The organism is Micromonospora vulcania (assembly GCF_042658605.1).
Classification (GTDB): domain Bacteria; phylum Actinomycetota; class Actinomycetes; order Mycobacteriales; family Micromonosporaceae; genus Micromonospora; species Micromonospora vulcania.
This window is the reverse complement of record NZ_JBHSQS010000004.1, coordinates 1-18,129: the sequence shown is the minus strand read 5'-3', so window position 1 is coordinate 18,129 and position 18,129 is coordinate 1. Positions and strand designations below refer to the sequence as shown.

At 70.5% G+C, this 18,129-nt stretch carries 13 protein-coding genes; 3 read left to right on the top strand and 10 right to left on the bottom strand.

The features are described 5' to 3' along the window. Positions 1-47: 47 nt before the first annotated feature. The 5 genes from ACFQGL_RS07040 to nrdR form a co-directional block, all read right to left on the bottom strand. On the bottom strand, positions 48-1,307 hold the full coding sequence (locus tag ACFQGL_RS07040) for a hypothetical protein (RefSeq protein WP_377507243.1): 1,260 nt from the start codon (positions 1,305-1,307) through the stop codon (positions 48-50). Between the two features lie 1,001 nt (positions 1,308-2,308). Further along, positions 2,309-2,629, bottom strand: coding sequence for a helix-turn-helix domain-containing protein (locus ACFQGL_RS07035; RefSeq protein WP_377507240.1), 321 nt, complete (start codon positions 2,627-2,629; stop codon positions 2,309-2,311). Beyond that, positions 2,626-3,714, bottom strand: coding sequence for a tyrosine-type recombinase/integrase (locus tag ACFQGL_RS07030; RefSeq protein WP_377507237.1), 1,089 nt, complete (start codon positions 3,712-3,714; stop codon positions 2,626-2,628). Before ACFQGL_RS07030 ends, ACFQGL_RS07035 begins: the two co-directional genes overlap by 4 nt. A gap of 201 nt (positions 3,715-3,915) precedes the next feature. Further along, a complete protein-coding gene (locus ACFQGL_RS07025; protein ID WP_377507234.1) occupies positions 3,916-6,789 on the bottom strand; it encodes a vitamin B12-dependent ribonucleotide reductase in 2,874 nt (957 codons plus the stop codon). A gap of 60 nt (positions 6,790-6,849) precedes the next feature. Next, the gene (gene nrdR, locus ACFQGL_RS07020) at positions 6,850-7,353 is read right to left on the bottom strand and encodes a transcriptional regulator NrdR (protein WP_109815961.1); all 504 of its coding nucleotides are present in this window, start codon (positions 7,351-7,353) and stop codon (positions 6,850-6,852) included. Positions 7,354-7,869: 516 nt separating this feature from the next. On the opposite strand from nrdR, the gene lexA reads away from it, so the two are divergent. Beyond that, a complete protein-coding gene (gene lexA / locus ACFQGL_RS07015; protein WP_377507230.1) occupies positions 7,870-8,658 on the top strand; it encodes a transcriptional repressor LexA in 789 nt (262 codons plus the stop codon). Positions 8,659-8,726: 68 nt separating this feature from the next. On the opposite strand, the gene ACFQGL_RS07010 is transcribed toward lexA, so the two are convergent. Together ACFQGL_RS07010 and hflX are read right to left on the bottom strand one after the other, a co-directional pair. Next, positions 8,727-10,385, bottom strand: coding sequence for a hypothetical protein (locus ACFQGL_RS07010; protein ID WP_377507227.1), 1,659 nt, complete (start codon positions 10,383-10,385; stop codon positions 8,727-8,729). 50 nt (positions 10,386-10,435) lie between these two features. Further along, positions 10,436-11,890: a GTPase HflX gene (gene hflX / locus ACFQGL_RS07005; protein ID WP_377507224.1), complete on the bottom strand. Its 1,455-nt coding sequence runs from the start codon at positions 11,888-11,890 to the stop codon at positions 10,436-10,438. Between the two features lie 184 nt (positions 11,891-12,074). Here hflX and ACFQGL_RS07000 point away from each other — a divergent pair, with 184 nt between their 5' ends. Further along, complete coding sequence (locus ACFQGL_RS07000; protein ID WP_377507221.1) at positions 12,075-13,541, top strand: NAD-dependent malic enzyme; 1,467 nt, start codon at positions 12,075-12,077, stop codon at positions 13,539-13,541. Between the two features lie 194 nt (positions 13,542-13,735). On the opposite strand, the gene dapF is transcribed toward ACFQGL_RS07000, so the two are convergent. The 3 genes from dapF to ACFQGL_RS06985 are packed head-to-tail and all read right to left on the bottom strand — an operon-like array spanning position 13,736 to position 16,303. Further along, positions 13,736-14,587: a diaminopimelate epimerase gene (gene dapF / locus ACFQGL_RS06995; protein ID WP_377507218.1), complete on the bottom strand. Its 852-nt coding sequence runs from the start codon at positions 14,585-14,587 to the stop codon at positions 13,736-13,738. 7 nt (positions 14,588-14,594) lie between these two features. Further along, positions 14,595-15,539, bottom strand: coding sequence for a tRNA (adenosine(37)-N6)-dimethylallyltransferase MiaA (gene miaA / locus ACFQGL_RS06990; RefSeq protein WP_377507215.1), 945 nt, complete (start codon positions 15,537-15,539; stop codon positions 14,595-14,597). Beyond that, positions 15,536-16,303, bottom strand: a complete 768-nt coding sequence (locus ACFQGL_RS06985) for a class III extradiol dioxygenase subunit B-like domain-containing protein (RefSeq protein WP_377507212.1) — start codon at positions 16,301-16,303, stop codon at positions 15,536-15,538. Before ACFQGL_RS06985 ends, miaA begins: the two co-directional genes overlap by 4 nt. A gap of 150 nt (positions 16,304-16,453) precedes the next feature. On the opposite strand from ACFQGL_RS06985, the gene ACFQGL_RS06980 reads away from it, so the two are divergent. Next, the gene (locus ACFQGL_RS06980; RefSeq protein WP_377507209.1) at positions 16,454-17,662 is read left to right on the top strand and encodes a DUF349 domain-containing protein; all 1,209 of its coding nucleotides are present in this window, start codon (positions 16,454-16,456) and stop codon (positions 17,660-17,662) included. Positions 17,663-18,129: the final 467 nt, after the last annotated feature.

The window sequence follows — 18,129 nt, the reverse complement described above, 5'->3', positions numbered from 1 at the left end:
CGCTCCGGGTCGGCAGCCAAGTCGTCCGACGTGGTGACCATCGGCCGCTACGTCGGCGTCTCCGTTCGAGCCTGGAGATAGTCAGCCCAGTCCCGGCGCGCGAGCTTGGCCCAGCGTTCGGCGGTATTGACGTGCATGCCCAGGAGGTCGGCGAGGACGGCAGCGGGCAGGTCCTCCGCGAGCGCGAAGAGGGCGGCATTGCGGGTTGGTCTGACCCGGATCTTGGCTGCGATCAGCTTCGTGTTGAGGTAGTCGGCGGTGATGTGCCGCCCGGGTGCCCGGCCGGGAAACAGCCAATCCGTTCCCGGGATCGCGCGTCCGACGGCCGAACTCGACCGCGCTGTGCCGGCCAAGCCGATCAGGAGGTCAGCCAGGCGTGGGGGGAGGATGACGGGGCTCTTGTCGATGATCAGGCGGACACCCTTGTCCTGGCGCACCAGGTGGTCAACGGTAAAGCGGGTGATCGCCGAGAGGGTGAGGCCGAAGAGGGAGACCAGCGCCCCGGCTGCGCGGACATCCTGCGGAAGGGCGTGGTCATCGAGACACCGCTTGAGTTGGCGCCATCGGTCGTCCTCATCCAGGATGGAGCCGCCGGCGCCGACTGGTCGCCGCGGGACGGTCAGGCCGGCGCAGAGACCATGGTCGGCTGCCCAGAGCAGGAAGTAGCGGATCTCATACCGATCTGCGGAGCCGGTGCACAGCCATTGATCGACGTCGGTCTGGACGATGGTGTCCAAGGTCTCGCCGCGATCGGCCAGCCAGGCCAGAAACGTCAGGGCGTTACGGATCAGGCTCCGAGCGACGGCGCCTGAACCCGCTGTGAACGGTCTTGTCCTGGCCCGGCGTCGGGCCCGGCGCAGGACGTACCAGTTCGCGAACGGCCGGACCAGGCGAACGTGGTCGCTGGGCCGCCCGACGAGCACGTCATCCAGCCACGGGCCGACCCTTTCCAGGTATTCGTTGCGCTGTTCAAGGACGCCGGTGTGGACCAGCACGTCGCGGATGTAGTAGAGGGTCCGGCTCGGTGGAAGTTCGTCGAGCAGGCTGTGGGTGATCGGTTCTTCCATCCGCGCCAAGCGGGCAAGGAGGCGGGCCGCCTCGCTTCGGCGTAGCCAGCCGATGACGCTGATCGGGTGGTCGACGCCGCCGAGAGCATGCCGTACCGGCATCATCTCAGCGGGGATGTCTCCGTGTTCGCCAGCGAGGAGATCGTCGAGCCGTTGGGCGAGCACGCAGCGCACGCACTCGCCGTCTGCGTACTGACGGCCGCCTTCGCCGCAGCGACGGCAGAAGTAGTCCACTGCCACGCCAGCGCACGGGCCGCAGATCCGTCGACCACGATCGTCGATCGCGATGAGTGGCTGGGCGACCTGACACCGGGCGCAGATCTGCGGGTTGTTCCGAGTCGACTCGTAGCACGTCGTGCAGACCGGGCCGATCGGCCAATCAGCGTTGACCGGACGCGAACGGCCGCACCGGCAGCAGACCCGGCGAGGGCGCGGCAAGCAGCTCTTGCAGGTGGGTTGGCCGGTCCGGGTTCTGGTGCACGGTCGGAGCCGTCCGCAGAGCCGGCAGACCAGCAGCGGCCCTTGATAGCAGCTATCGCAGAGATCCGGACTCTGGTCGTCACCGCGACGCGCAACGGGCCTGTCTCGGCCACAGCGTCCGCACTGCCTCGCTGGAGACCGATAGCAGCGTTCGCATACTGGACCGTCTGGTTCATGCGCCTTGACTCGACCGAGTTGGCCGCACCGGGCGCACCTCCGCTGCGGTCGCTCATGGCAGGTGTCGCACAGGCCAGTACCGTCGGCAAGCCGCCGAACTGGGCGGCGTCGCCGGCCGCATGCGGCGCACTCCTCGACTACCTCGGAATCCCTTTGATAACAGGAGTAGCAGATGACGCCGTCAACGCGGCGTGCGGCAGGACGTCCCACGCGGCCGCAGCGTTCACAGGTGCGACGGGTGGTCCGCGCCGCGCACCGATAGCAGAGCCGTCCGTCTGGCGCGTTGCGTAGGTGCCGCGCCGTCCGACCACAGCTGGCACACGTCGGCGCAGTCACGGCGTAGCCGGCGTCGATCAGATTGTTGATCACGCGTAGGAGACCGATCGGGCAGTCGGAGACCCCGGCCAGCAGGGCGTCCGGTCGCGCATCGAGGTAGGCGCCGATCTGCCGGATGGTCTTGCCGTGTAGGGCATCCGCAGCCACCAGAATCGAGCGCGCCGCCTCTGTATCAAGATCGGCGACGTCCCTGGCGAGCCGGGCAACGACACGTTCCAGCACGGCTGCTGCCGGCTCCGGCTTGCCGCTCATTGATCCGGGCGGCGAATGACCGTGCGCCGGGCCTGCGGCACGGGTGGGGCGCCGGCCTCCGCCGTTTTACGAAGCTGTTCGTTGACCACCTCGACCTCAATGAGGTCGTTAGGAGTGCAGTGCAGAATGTCGCACAGGGCGGCGAGGGTATCCATCGACAACCGCTGCGGCGGCTGGGTGACCAACCGGAAGACCTGTTCGCGAGAGAGGTGGACACCGCGCTCGGCCAACAAAGGCACCAGCTCGGTGGTCTGGAACATGTCGCAATCGGCCATCACTCGGCGCAGATGCCAGACATAACCCATCTTCCTGATCACGGTGAGTCCTCCCACAGATCCGGATCCCGCTTGGCCAGGCTGCGTTGCAGCACTCGGTTGCGGTACTCGTCCGACACCCCCGTGTAGATCGCGGTCGTGGACTCGTACTCATGACCGACCTGATCGCGGACAAACTTCGCCGGATAGTCGAACTCGACCAGGTGCGTGACGTAACTGTGGCGTAGGCAGTGCAGGTCAAGCTCGGAAGGCAGGCCGGCGGCGCCACGGGCGGCCTCGAACGCCGCGTTGATCCTCCGCCGCGCCAATCGACTGCAGCGCTCCGTAACCCACATGGCGGGATGGGCGCCGGGTGAAAAGGCCGGCCGAACTTCACCCAGCCAGTGCTCCAGCACAGGAACGATCCAGTCCATCTCCGGAATGGTCAACACGGTCCGGCGCTTCGGCGGGCTGCCGTTCGAAGACTTCCCGTACCGGACGAACACCGCTCCGTACCGCCCGAATGCCGGTGCCTTCGGGTTGTGCCGGAGGTCAGCCAGATCCAGGCCCCACGCCTCTCGACGACGAAGGCCGAACGCGTAGATCGTCTTCAACAGCGCGGCGTCCCGCAGCGCGGCCAGCGCACCCTTGCGGCCCCGCGAACGGATCGCTCCCACCCGCGCATCGGCGGCGTCGAAGAGTGCCTGCACCTCGTCATAGGTCAAGGGACGGCGGTGCGGCTGCCCCTCGTACTCGGTGACATGCGCGATCGTGTTGGCCTCATGGAAGATCTGCGACGGTGCCTGGCCAAAACGCTGGTGGCAAACCCTCGGCCAGGAGTACCGCGCATCCGTGACGTACTCCATGAACAGCCGCAGCGTGGTCTGATAACCGCGCGCGGTGGACACCACGATCGGCCGCGGCCCGGAGCGCAGATGATCGAAGAACGCCTCGACCTCCGCTGGGCGCCACTGCCACGGGTACTGGTTGGAAAACTCGACAAGCCGGCGCACCAACGCCACCCGCGCCGCGATGGTGTCCGTCTTCAAAAACCGAGAACGCTGCTGCGTCTCCCAGCCCTCCACCATCGCGACGAACACCGCCGCCGCCGGATCAAGATGGACAAGCCCATCAGGCAGCAGCGCCATTGCAGAACCCGGCAAGTGAGCACTACCCCGCACGTTGCACTCAACGCAACATCGTTGAATCAGTTACGCGGGCCTACAGCGGATCCCTTGCTCCATCACGGAAGGGGAGCCGGGACGATACCCGACTCCCCTTCCCTTCCACGACTCTCACACTCGATCAGCAAGTGCCGAATGTTGCGTCAGACGCAATTCGGCCCGGTTTCAGCTGCAGCCGCTGGTGGAGCCGCAGCCCTCGCAGACGTAGCAGCTACCGGCCGGGCGCATCTTCGTACCGCAGGTGAAGCAGAGCGGTGCGTCCGCGGCCTTGCCGATCACGGCCTCCAGCAGTTCGGTGCTGGAACCCACGGACGGAGCCGGCTTGGCGGCGGCCACGTCGGTGAGCTCCTGGGCCGGCTGAGCGACGGCTTCCGGCTTGGCCGGAACCTCGACCGGCGCCGAGGACGCCATCGCGGTCAGCTCCGCACCGGTGACCGCCGCAGCCTCCGCGTCGGCCTCGGCCCGCAGCTGGGCGGCCCGCTCGCTGGCCGTGAAGATGCCCAACTCGGCGCGGCGCTCGTAGGGCAGGAAGTCCAGCGCCAGGCGACGGAAGATGTAGTCCATCACCGAGGCCGCCATCCGCACGTCCGGGTCGTCGGTCATGCCGGCCGGCTCGAAGCGCATGTTGGTGAACTTGCTGACGAACGTCTCCAGCGGCACCCCGTACTGCAGGCCGATGGAGATGGCGACCGAGAAGGCGTCCATCACGCCGGCCAGGGTGGAGCCCTGCTTGGACATCTTGAGGAAGACCTCGCCGAGGCCGTCGTCCGGGTAGGACGACGCGGTGAGGTAGCCCTCGGCACCACCGACGGAGAAGGAGACCGTCTCGGACGGGCGCTTCTTCGGCAGGCGCTTACGCACCGGGCGGTACTCGATGACCTTCTCCACCGCGGCCGGCGCGGCAGACACGGTCTCGACGGCGGCCGGCTCGGTGGCCTTGTTGGACTTGGCCACCGAGAGCGGCTGGCCGACCTTGCAGTTGTCCCGGTAGATCGCCAGCGCCTTGAGGCCGAGCTTCCAGCCCTCGAAGTAGATCTTCTCGACGTCCTCGACGGTGGCCGCCTCCGGCATGTTGACCGTCTTGGAGATGGCGCCGGAGACGAACGGCTGGATGGCCGCCATCATCCGCACGTGGCCCATCGGAGCGATGGTCCGCTCGCCCATCGCACAGTCGAAGACCGCGTAGTGCTCCGGCTTGAGGCCGGGAGCGTCCACCACGTGACCGTGGTCGGAGATGTGCTCGACGATCGCCTCGACCTGCTCCTCGGGGTAACCGAGGCTACGCAGGGCGCGCGGCACGGTCTGGTTGACGATCTGCATCGAGCCGCCGCCGACCAGCTTCTTGAACTTGACCAGCGCCAGGTCCGGCTCCACGCCGGTCGTGTCGCAGTCCATCATGAAGCCGATGGTGCCGGTCGGGGCGAGGACGCTCGCCTGCGCGTTACGCCAGCCGTTCTTGTCGCCGATCTTGTTGCCCTGGGTCCACTGCTTGGTCGCCTCGCGGACGATCGCGGTGGCCACCGGGCTGGTGGGCTTGATCTCGTCGTTGGCCGCCGCGTGCTTGCGCATGACCCGCTTGTGCGGCTCGGCGTTGCGGGCGTAGCCGTCGTACGCGCCGACGACCCCGGCCAGCTCGGCCGAGCGGCGGTAGGCGGTGCCGGTCATCAGCGACGTGATCGCCGCGGCCACCGAGCGGCCCTGCTCCGAGTCGTACGGCAGGCCGGTGGCCATCAGCAGGGCGCCGAGGTTGGCGTAGCCGATGCCGAGCTGCCGGTAGGCACGGGAGGTCTCACCGATCTTCTCGGTCGGGAAGTCGGCGAAGCAGATCGAGATGTCCATCGCGGTGATGACGAACTCGACGGACTTGACGAACTTCTCCACCTCGAAGCCACCGTCGGCGCGGAGGAACTTCATCAGGTTGAGCGAGGCCAGGTTGCACGAGGAGTTGTCCAGGTGCAGGTACTCCGAACACGGGTTCGACGCGGTGATCCGCCCGGTCTCCGGGCAGGTGTGCCAGTCGTTGATCGTGTCGTCGTACTGCAGGCCCGGGTCGGCGCACTCCCAGGCGGCCTGGGAGATGGCACGGAAGAGGTTCTTGGCATCGACGGTCTCGATCGTCGCGCCGTCCAGCCGGCCGCGCAGGTCGAAACCCTTGCCGTTCTCCACCGCCGACATGAACTCGTCCGAGACCCGGACCGAGTTGTTGGCGTTCTGGTACTGCACGCTCACGATGTCGGAGCCGCCGAGGTCCATGTCGAACCCGGCGTCCCGCAGCGCACGGATCTTGTCTTCCTCGCGCGCCTTCGTGACCACGAACTCCTGGATGTCCGGGTGGTCCACGTCGAGGATGACCATCTTGGCCGCGCGCCGCGTGGCGCCGCCGGACTTGATGGTGCCGGCCGAGGCGTCCGCGCCGCGCATGAAGCTGACCGGGCCGGAGGCGTTGCCGCCGGAGGAGAGCAGCTCCCGGGACGAACGGATCCGGGACAGGTTGACGCCGGAGCCGGAGCCGCCCTTGAAGATCAGCCCCTCCTCCTTGTACCAGTCGAGGATCGAGTCCATCGAGTCGTCGACCGCCAGGATGAAGCAGGCGCTGACCTGCTGCGGCGACGGCGTACCGACGTTGAACCAGACCGGCGAGTTGAAGCTGAACACCTGGTGCAGCAGCATCCAGGTCAGCTCGTGCGCGAAGATCTCGGCGTCCGCCGGGCTGGCGAAGTAGCCGTACTCCTCACCGGCGGTCCGGTAGGTGCCGACCACCCGGTCGATCAGCTGCTTGAGCGACCACTCCCGCTCCGCGGTCCCCACCGCGCCCCGGAAGTACTTGGTGGTGACGATGTTGGCGGCGTTGACGCTCCACGACTCCGGGAACTCCACCCCCCGCTGCTCGAAGTTGATCGAGCCATCCCGCCAGTTCGTCATCACGACGTCGCGGCGCTCCCAGCTGACCTCGTCGTACGGGTGGACCCCCTCGGTCGTCCACACCCGCTCGATCTTCAACCCCGCGCCTGCCTTGCTTCGTGAACGGCTAGTTGTCACGCCGTCGCCCCCTCGTCTGCGCGGTCACCCACCGCGCGTCCACCTGTAAGAACACAAAACTCAATTGGTACGGCCGGCGGTCCCCGCCGCCCCGGCCTCCGCCGCGCCCTCGCGGGCACGGGCGGCAGCCCGCAATGTCTCGATCTCCTGCTCGAAGTCGGCGAGCGAGTCGAAGGACCGGTAGACGCTGGCGAACCGCAGGTACGCCACCTCGTCCAGGTCCCGCAGCGGGCCCAGGATCGCCAGCCCCACATCGTGGCTGGGGATCTCGGCCGCGCCCTTGGCCCGCACGGTCTCCTCGACCTTCTGGGCCAGCAGCGCGATCGAGTCCTCATCCACCGGCCGACCCTGGCACGCCTTGCGCACCCCGCCGATGATTTTCGTCCGGCTGAACGGCTCGGTCACCCCGCTGCGCTTGACGACCGCGAGGACCGCCTCCTCGACGGTGGTGAACCGCTTGCCGCACTCCGGGCAGGACCGTCGCCGCCGGATGAGTTGGCCGTCGTCGGCCTCGCGTGAGTCGACCACCCGGGAGTCGGCGTGCCGGCAGTACGGACACCGCATCGCCAAACCTCCTAATCATGATCAACCACGGCCGTACCGGACACTCCTGGGCACGGCTCACCGCGACGGTGCCATCCCCCGATGGCGCCCGCCGTGATCAACGTTACGGGAGTGCGGTCGGTAGTCGGACCCAACCTGTAGGCGACTTACGCCCGTGTCACTACTACATCTAGGGGTCGACCGTATGTCGCCAGCGAACCCGGGTCAAGTTGGTCGGCGTGTCCGGCGCGTCACGGACCCGGGGCCCACAAAACCGGTCGGCGATCGAACGCGTGTGCTATCCGACGTACCATTTATCAGAACATGCGTACGACCGGAGCGGTTTTTCACCCCGACACGCCGGTGAGAGGTCGTACAGATGTTTGAAAATGACCGATCTCACCTATACGGTCAGGAACAACCGGGCGCGTTGGATCTTCACCGCCCCGGGCGCGCACCACCCTCAGCACCGTCGTGGCACCACACGCACGCACCACGAGCCGACGAGGCACCCAGCGCCGACCAGGGAGGACGGACGTGACCGAGGACCGGGCCAGCCGGCCGAAGAGCCAGCAGATCACCGATGCGGGCCCGCCAGCCACCCGACGTCGAGGCGCCGCGCGCAGCCGGGCAGGCGCAGGCCAGCCCGCCGTGCGCCCGGTCACCCCGGTCGTCAGCGCGTTCCCCGACCCGGCGACGGTCGACCTGACCGCCCGTCAGCGTCGGATCCTGGAGTTCATCCGCACCTGGGTGGAGCGGCACGGCTACCCGCCGAGCGTCCGCGAGATCGGCGAGGCGGTCGGCCTGGTGTCGCCGTCCAGCGTCGCCTACCAGCTCAAGGAGCTGGAGAAGAAGGGCTTCCTGCGCCGCGACCCCAACCGCCCCCGCGCGGTGGACGTCCGCGCTCCCAGCGAGGCGATCGACGACGAGCTGACCCGCTCGCAGCGGCCGACACCGGCGTACGTGCCGATGCTCGGCCGGATCGCCGCCGGTGGGCCCATCCTCGCCGAGCAGGCCGTGGAGGACATCTTCCCGCTGCCCCGCGAGCTGGTGGGTGAGGGCGAGGTCTTCATGCTCCAGGTCAAGGGCGACTCGATGCTCGACGCGGCGATCTGCGACGGCGACTGGGTGGTGGTCCGGCAGCAGCCGACCGCCGACTCGGGCGAGATCGTGGCCGCCATGCTCGACGGCGAGGCGACCGTCAAGACCTACCGACGGCGCGACGGGCACGTCTGGCTGATGCCGCAGAACCCGGCCTTCGACCCGATCCCCGGCGACGACGCCACCATCATGGGTCGGGTCGTCGCGGTGCTACGCCGGATCTGACCGGTTGGCGGGTGAGCGCGGACGGCGCTCACCCGCACCCACCTTTCAGGGCACAGACCTGAGGGCCTTCAGTAACGATCGCCTCGGGGGCCGCGACCGCCCCCGGGATACTGCCCGTACGGGTCGGCGGGCGCGTCCTCGTCACGCCGTCGGCCGGGCCGCTGGCCCCGGTAGTCGGGTTCCGGTCCACCGCGTCGGGGCGGCTCCGCACGACCGGAGCCGGGCTGGCCACCGCCGCCGTACACCCCGCCGCCGGGGCGACCGCCACCGCCCGGGGGACGACCTCCGCCACCGCCCGGCCGGCCACCGCCACCCGCCGGGGGACGACCTCCGCCGTAGACACCAGCACCGGCTGCCCCGCCACCGGCCGGGCGGCCGGCACCGTAGCCGTGCTGCTCGTCAGCCGGACGGCCACCACCGTAGACCGCGCCACCCGCCGGAGCCGGAGCACCACGGCCCCCGCCGTAGACCGCCCCACCCGCTGGCGCGCCGCCACCGTAGACACCGCCGGAGCGGTCGCCGGAGGTTGGGAAACCGTCCTCGGCACGGCCACCGCGCGGGTCGACGGGCTCGCCGCCCGGGCCGGACCGGTCGGACGCGTCGGCGGCCGGTGGCCGGCGGCGGGCCCGGACGATGCCGACGATGCCGGCGCCGACCAGTAGCAGGCCGAGGACCCCGATCGCGCCGACCAGGTAGGTGATGTCGTCGAAGCTCAAGCCGTCCATCCAGGATTTCGAGGCAGCCGGCTTTGTGGCGCCGTCTTCCGCCAACGGTGCCGCCGTCGAACTGGACGGCGTGTAGCCGAGGATGTCGACCGGGTCGTCCTCGCTGAACTGGCCGCCGTCGGAGACCGTCAGGAAGCTCTTCCCGTCCGAGGTGTAGCTGATGGCCTCGCCGAACGGGTCGGCGAGGGGCGTGACCCGGGGCTTGCCGGTGGTGAGGGCACCGACGATGTCGCCGCCTGTCACGTCGTACTCGAAGGCGTCCGCGTAGGTGCGCAGGACCACCCGCGCGCCGTCCGGCGAGCGTGCCGCGCCGGTGATCGCGACCCGACCGAACGTGTTCAGCGGGTTCTCGGTCTGCGTCTGCGGCAGCGCGATGTCGCCGACCTTGCGCATCGGCACCGGGTCGGTGTCGCCGTTCTTCATCGCCGCCGACGGCGTGTAGATCTCGGCCTTGCCGCTGGTCACCTTGGTGATGATCAGTGGCTTGCCGTCGTCGCCCATGAGCAGCGCCTCGGCGTCGTGCGGCTTGGTCTCGGGGTACGAGAGCCGGTGCAGCACCGGCTGCTTGGCGCCGGTGAGCGGCATCGACCAGAGTGCGACCCGGCTGCGGCGGTCCTTGGAGGTGACGTTGTCACCGATGTCGGCGATCCAGAGGGTCTTGCCGTCCTTGGACAGGGCCAGGTCCTCGGTGTCGAACGGGCCCTGCCCCGAGTAGCGGACCGGCTCCTTCGAGATCTTGCACTTGCTGTCCAGGAAGAAGACCCGCTTGCGTGCCTCGATCTCGGTGCCGTCGTTGATGACGACGAAGCCACTCTTGGTCGCTACCAGCCCGGAGAGCTCCCGAAGCCGCTCGTCGGTGACCGTGCACTGCTTCTTACCGGGCGTGACGGCGGGCGGCTCGGACGAGGTGGGGGCAGGAGCGGCGGCAGCGACTCCGGCGAGCGCCACGGTTGCCCCGAACAGGCCGAGGGCAACCGTGACCGAGGAAACAACGCGGCGCATTCGGCCAGTGTCGCATGCCACGCGTTTCCGTTGGATGACGCCGTGGCCCCTCAGGGCCGGCTACCGGCCGCCTGACTCTGCCGCTCGACGTCGAACGGCGCCAGCTCAGCGGCGAGCGCCGCACCGACCCGCACGTGCAGCAGAGTGCCCTCGGGCAGGTGCGACGTGCTGAGCACCTCGCCGGTGCGGTGCACCCGGGCCACCAGGTCACCCCGGTCGTACGGCAGCACGGCCCGGACCTCCACGGCGGGCCGCGGCAGCCGGTCCTCGATCGCCTCGCGCAGCCCCTCGACGCCCCACCCTGTGTGCGCCGAAACGAAGATCGCCTCCGGCCAGAGCCGCTTGAGCCGCAGCAGGGTCTCCTCGTCGGCGGCGTCGGACTTGTTGACCACCAGCAGCTCGGGGAGCCGGTCCGCGCCGACCTCGGCGAGCACCTCGTGGACCGCTCGGACCTGCTCCTCCGGATCCGGGTGGGTGCCGTCGACGACGTGCACCACCAGATCCGCCTCGGCGACCTCTTCGAGCGTCGAGCGGAACGCCTCGACGATCTGGTGCGGCAGGTGCCGGACGAAACCGACCGTGTCGGAGAGCGTGTAGAGCCGGCCGTCCGAGGCGGTCGCCTTGCGGGTGGTCGGGTCCAGCGTGGCGAACAGCGCGTTCTCGACCAGCACGCCCGCGCCGGTGAGCCGGTTGAGCAGGCTCGACTTGCCGGCGTTGGTGTAGCCGGCGATGGCCACCGCGGGCACCGCGTTGCGGGAGCGGCGGGCACGCTTGGTCACGCGTACCGTCTTCATGCTCTTGATTTCCCGGCGCAGCCGGGAGATGCGGTGCCGGATGCGCCGCCGATCGGTCTCCAGCTTGGTCTCACCGGGGCCACGAACACCCACGCCGCCGCCGGCGCCGCCGCCGCGACCGGAACCACCGGTCTGCCGCGACAGCGTCTCGCCCCAACCGCGCAGTCGCGGCAGCAGGTATTCGAGCTGGGCCAGCTCGACCTGCGCCTTGCCTTCCTTGCTCTTGGCGTGCTGAGCGAAGATGTCGAGGATCAGCGCCGTCCGGTCGACCACCTTGACCTTGGTGCGCTGCTCCAGGTTGCGCAGCTGGGACGGGGACAACTCACCGTCGCAGATGACCGTGTCGGCGCCGGTGGAGAGCACCACCGCGCCGAGGTCGTCGACCTTGCCGCGGCCGATGTAGGTGGCCGGGTCTGGTCGGGTACGGCGCTGAATGAGCCCTTCGAGCACCTGCGAGCCCGCGGTCTCCGCGAGCGCGGCCAGCTCGGTCAGGGAATTCTCCGCGTCGGTCACCGTGCCCTCGGTCCAGACGCCCACCAGGACGACCCGCTCCAGCCGCAGCTGCCGGTATTCCACCTCGGTGACATCGGTGAGCTCGGTGGAGAGACCGGGTACGCGTCGTAGCGACTGCCGTTCCGACAGCTCCATCTCGCCGGTGGTGACGTCGTCGAACTCGTCCTCGACGGCGACGAAGCTCTCCTGGTCTCGCAAGCGGGTCTCCTGTCCGATTTGATAAGTAGAAAGTAATCCTGACATGACGCAACGCCCAGCGCACCTGCTATATGCCCGCGTCGAAGGTCATCAAAAGCGGGGGCGAATACCGGGCGACCTCGACAACCCGGTAGAAAGGCGGGGCGGCGGCCGACCGGCCGCACAGCCGTGACGGAGGGATCCCGTGGCCACCACCCGACTGCCGAGCGCCGGATTTTCGATCACCATCCGGATCGCCGTGACCGCTGACGCCTCCTCGATCGGCCGGCTCACCACCTCGGTGGGCGAGGCCGGGGCGATCGTCACGGCGCTGGACGTGGTGGACTCGGACCCGACCCACGTGATCGTCGACCTGACCTGCGACACCGCCGACTCCAACCACGCCGACCAGGTGGTCGACGCGTTGACCGCGCTGGACGGCGTGGACGTGCGCAAGGTGTCCGACCGGACGTTCCTGCTGCACCTGGGCGGCAAGATCGAGGTGACCTCGAAGGTCGCGCTGCGCAACCGCGACGAGCTGTCCCGTGCGTACACCCCGGGGGTGGCCCGGGTCTGCATGGCGATCGCCGAGAACCCGGCGGACGCCCGGCGGCTGACCATCAAGCGCAACACCGTCGCGGTGGTCAGCGACGGCTCGGCGGTGCTCGGCCTGGGCAACCTCGGCCCGGCCGCGTCGCTGCCCGTGATGGAGGGCAAGGCGGCGCTGTTCAAGCGCTTCGGTGCGGTGGACGCCTGGCCGGTGGTGCTGGACACCCAGGACACCGACGAGATCGTGGCCATCGTCAAGGCGATCGCGCCGGCGTACGGCGGGATCAACCTGGAGGACATCGCCGCGCCCCGCTGCTTCGAGATCGAGGCCCGGCTGCGGGAGCTGCTGGACATTCCGGTCTTCCACGACGACCAGCACGGCACCGCGATCTGCGTGCTGGCCGCGCTGACCAACGCGCTGCGGGTGGTGGGCAAGCAGCTCGCGGACGTCCGGGTGGTGGTCTCCGGAGCGGGCGCGGCCGGCACCGCGATCATGAAGCTGCTGCTGCGCCAGGGCGTCGGCGACATCATCGCGTACGACCGGCAGGGTGCCCTGCACCGCGGCCTGACCGGGCTCAACTCGGCCTGGCAGTGGCTGGCGGAGAACACCAACAAGGAGAACTACGCCGGCGACCTGCCCGGGGCGATCCGGGGCGCGGACGTGTTCATCGGTGTCAGCGCGCCGAACCTGCTCACCGGCGACGACATCGCCGGCATGGCGAAGGACGCGATCGTCTTCGCGCTGGCGAACCCGGACCCGGAGGTCGACCCCCGGGAGGCGCGCAAGCACGCCGCCGTGGTCGCCACCGGCCGCTCGGACCAGCCGAACCAGATCAACAACGTGCTCGCCTTCCCGGGTGTCTTCCGCGGCATGCTGGACGCGCACGCTGAGGAGTTCACCGAGGAGATGGCGATCGCGGCGGCCCAGGCCATCGCCGACGTGGTCGGCGAGGACAAGATCAACCCGACGGTGATCGTGCCGAGCGTCTTCGACTCCCGGGTCGCACCGGCGGTCGCCGCCGCCGTCCGCGCCGCCGCGCACAACCCCAGCCCGCTGCCGGCCGCCGACCCCGGCCCCGCCGACCTCCCAGAGATCGCCGCCGCCGCCAGCGCCAACCCCTGACGGTCGCATCAGCCGCTCTGCTCTGCGTCAACCACCGCAACAGCCGGTGTCCGTTTACCGGACACCGGCCTGTTGCGTGTGGTGAAGCAGAGCAGAGGGCCCGCACCGACCCCGCACACCCGCGGCTAGCCAGCTCGGTCACAGCCGGCTCGGTCGCAGGCGGCTCGGTCGCAGCCGGCTCGGTCGCAGGCGGCTCAGCGCCGCTTTGACAGCGCGGCGGGGTCGACCGCTCCGGCGGCCACCAGGACGGCGGGGCCGGAGAGCCAGCAGGAGTCCTCGGTCACCGTGACCGTGACCCGGCCACCAGGCACGTCGACGGCGACCGTGCCGGTCTCCCGGGCGATGTCGCGCAGGGCCACGGCGGCCACCGCGCAGGCCCCCGTGCCGCAGGACAGGGTCTCCGCGCTGCCCCGCTCGTACACCCGCATCAGGGTGTGCTCATCGGCGCCGTCGACCGGCTCGCCCGCCACGATGAACTCCACGTTCACGCCGCTCGGGAAGACCGCCGGGTCGAACTCGGGCGCGGTGGTGAGGTCCAGCGCGGACAACTCCACCCCGGCCGGCAGGACACAGACCAGGTGCGGGTTGCCGACGTCCACGGCGGTGCCCGGCAGGGTCAGCCCGCCGAGGACGGCGGTGGAGCCGTCGTACAGCTGGGGGCGGCGCATCTCGACGGACACCGTGTCGCCGTCGACCAGCGCGCGCACCAGCCCGGCCCGGGTGGCCACCGGCAGCGCCGTGCCGACCGGCGTGGCCAGCCCGGTGTCGACCAGGTAGCGGACGAAGACCCGGGCGCCGTTGCCGCACATCTCGGCGAACGAGCCGTCGGCGTTCCAGTAGTCCATGAACCACTCGGCCTCGCCGGCCAGCCCGGCCCCGTCCGGGTGCTTGGCCGCGCGGACCACCCGCAGCACCCCGTCCGCGCCGATGCCCCGCCGCCGGTCGCAGAGCGCCGCGACCAGCTCCGGGGTCAGGTCGAGCTGACCGTCCGGGTCGGGAAGGAGGACGAAGTCGTTGCCGGTGCCGTGGCCCTTGGTGAACTCCACGCCTCCATCATCGCGCAGTGGCGGGCACCAGGCGCAGGGCGGCCTCGATCAGGTCCGGTGCCGCCGAGTCCAGCCAGCGGATCCGCGGGTCGCGCCGGAACCAGGAGCGCTGCCGACGGACGAACCGTCGGGTGGCCCGGACCGTCTCGTCGTGCGCCTGCCCCTCGGTCAGCTCACCGTCGAGCAAGCGCAGCACCTGCTGGTAGCCGAGTGCGCGACTGGCCGTCCGCCCCTCGGGAAGCCCACGCCCGACCAGCTCGCGTACCTCGGTCACCAGGCCGTCGGCCCACATCCGGTCGACCCGCAGCGCGATCCGCTCGTCGAGCAGGCCGGTGTCCAGGTCGACGCCGAGCTGTACGGACGGGTAGTACGGCGTCGGCTCGGGCAGTGCCGCGGTGAACGGGGCGCCGGTGAGTTCGATCACCTCCAGTGCCCGGACGATCCGTCGGCCGTTGCCGGGCAGGATGCCCTCGGCGGCGGTCGGGTCGGCGGCGCGCAGCCGCGCGTGCAGGGGCGCGGGGCCGACCTCGGCCAGCTCCCGTTCCAGCCGCTCGCGCAGCGCCGGGTCGGTGCCCGGGAACTCGAAGCGCTCCAGCACCGCCCGCACGTACAGCCCCGAGCCGCCCACCAGCAGCGGTACCCGGCCTCGGGACAGGATGTCGTCCACCGCCGCGCGGGCCAGCCGCTGGTACTCCGCGACGCTGGCCGGCTCGGTGACGTCCCAGATGTCCAGCAGGTGGTGCGGCACCCCCTCCCGCTCGGCACAGGTCAGCTTGGCGGTGCCGACGTCCATGCCCCGGTAGAGCTGCATCGAGTCGGCGTTGACGACCTCCCCGTCCAGGGCGTGCGCCAGCGCGATGCTCAGTGCCGACTTGCCCGCTGCGGTCGGGCCGACCACCGCGACGACCGTGCCGACCGGATGCGCCCCGTCACCGCTTCGCTCCGGGCTCACGCGGGTGTCCAGGACGCCACGAAGTAGGCGACGCCGTAGGGGGCCGCGTCGTGCAGCAGCTCGCCGCGCCACCCGCCGCCGGTCGTCCGGGCCACGCCGGCCAGCACCTGCCACGGCGCCCGGCCGGCGGCCTTCAGCTCCGCGGACAACGCCGGGTCGAGGTCGAGCAGGGCGTCCAGGTCCGCCCCGGCCAGGGCCGCGGCTACCCGCTGGTCGTACGGGCGTGCGCGCTGGTCGTCGTACCCCGGGGCCTTCTCCCCTCGGCAGGCGGACCCGTCCCCCAGCACGAGCAGCGCCACCCGGGCGTCCGGGGACGAGATCTCCTCGGCGAGCGCGGCCAGCTCGGCCGGGCCGGCGTCGGCGGCCACCTGCACGGCCGTCACCGGCGGACGCACGCCGTGCCGGGTCAGCAGCCACGCGCCGATGGTCAGGCTCAACGGCAGCACCGCGCCCCGGTCCGGCTGGCCGGGGATCAGGGGTACGTCCAGGTCGACGCCCCAGGGCTGCAGGGAGCCGGTCGCCGGTGGCCGGATCGGGCCGGTCGTCGGGCCGGCGCCGAGCAGCACCACGGAGTCCGGTGCGGCGGCCAACAGCCGGTCGACGGCGGTGTCGCAGGCCGCCCGGAGGTCGTCCAGCTCCGGCGCGGCGGCACCGGCCACCTCGGGTACGAGCAGGGGCGGATGGGGGCAGACGGCAGCGGCGACCAGTGGCACACCTTCACCGTAGCGGGAATCCCCGGTGCGTCTCCGCGCTGATCCAGTCATTCGGGCCGTAGGACACCGTATGGTCACGGTCGGCGATAGGCGCTCGACGCGGACGGGGTTGGACCTGTGACAATGCCGGAAGCAACTTAGCTGCGCCGTGGCGGCGACGGGGGTCGGTTCCCTCGACGCCGGGAGAACGAGGATGGGCACATGAGCGACTGGACTGCCTTCGGACGGGTGGACGCGGACGGCACCGTGTACGTCAAGACCACCGAGGGCGAGCGGGTGGTCGGATCCTGGCAGGCGGGAGCACCGGAGGAGGGCCTGGCGCACTTCGCGCGGCGTTTCGCCGACCTGGTGACCGAGGTGGACCTGACCGAAGCGCGGCTCAACTCGGGCGCTGCGGACGCCGGGCACTCGCTGAGCACGATCAAGCGGATCCGCGCCACGCTCCCCGAGGCCCACGTGGTGGGTGACATCGACGCGCTGGCGGCACGACTGGACAAGCTGGCCACCCTCGCCGAGGAGAAGGCCGGCGAGGCGCGGGCTGCCCGGGACGCCGCTCGCGTCGAGGCCCTGGCCCGCAAGACCGCGCTGGTCGAGGAGGCCGAGAAGCTGGCCGCCGAGTCCACCGGCTGGAAGACCGCCGGGGACCGGCTCAAGGAGATCCTCGACGAGTGGAAGACCATCCGCGGCGTCGACAAGAAGACCGACGGCGAGTTGTGGAAGCGGTTCGCCGCTGCCCGGGACGGCTTCACCCGGCGCCGGGGCGCTCACTTCGCCTCCCTGGACGCGCAGCGCAAGCAGGCGCAGACGGCCAAAGAGGACCTGGTCGCCGAGGCCGAGAAGCTCAAGGAGTCCACCGACTGGGCGGCCACGGCCAACCAGCTCAAGGACCTGATGACCCAGTGGAAGGCCGCGCCGCGCGCCTCCAAGGAGGCCGAGCAGAAGCTCTGGGAACGATTCCGGGCCGCGCAGGACGCCTTCTTCAGCCGCCGTAGTGAGGTCTTCTCCGCTCGGGACAACGAGCAGCGCGGCAACCTGGAGCGTAAGCAGGCGCTGCTGGCCGAGGCCGAGGCACTGGACATCGACGCGGACCCGAAGGGCGCTCAGGCCAAGCTGCGCGATATCCAGGCCCAGTGGCACGAGGCCGGCCGGGTGCCCCGCGAGGCCGCCGCCGGGTTGGAGCGCCGGCTGCGCGTCATCGACGACAAGGTCCGCGAGGTAATGGACTCGGCGTGGCGTCGTACCACCAAGGAAGACAACCCGCTGCTCGCCCAGATGCGGGCGCAGGTGGCGGAGGCCGAGGATCGACTGGCCCGGGCTCAGAGCGCCGGAGACGCCCGCCGGATCAAGGAGGCCGAGCAGGCCCTCGCCTCCAAGCGGCAGTTCCTCCAGCTCGCCGAGCAAGCCGGCTGAGCTAAAGCGTGCCGGGAGCCCCCGGTCCCCACACGGGACCGGGGGCTCCTGCATACCCGCACCCCTGTCCCGCCGTGCCCCGTCGCGCCGCCCCGTCGCGCCGTGCCCCGTCGCGCCGCCCCGTCGCGCCGTGCGCCGTCGCGCCGTGCCCCGTCGCGCCGTGCGCCGTCGCGCCGTGCCCCGTCGCGCCCCGCCGATCTAGGGCAAATCACTGCGAGTGGATCTCGCCTCACAACGATTTGCCCTAGATCGACGCGGGCTGGCACGGCCCCCCGCGCCCCGCCCCGCCGCGCCCCGCCGATCTAGGGCAAATCACTGCGAGTGGATCTCACTTCACAACGATTTGCCCTAGATCGACGCGGGCTGGCACGGATCGGCGCGCGCTGGCACGGCCCGGAAGGGGCGGCACGGGCCGGGGGGGGGGGGGGGGGGGGGGGGGGGTTAGTTTGAGGCGGAGCCGGCGGTGG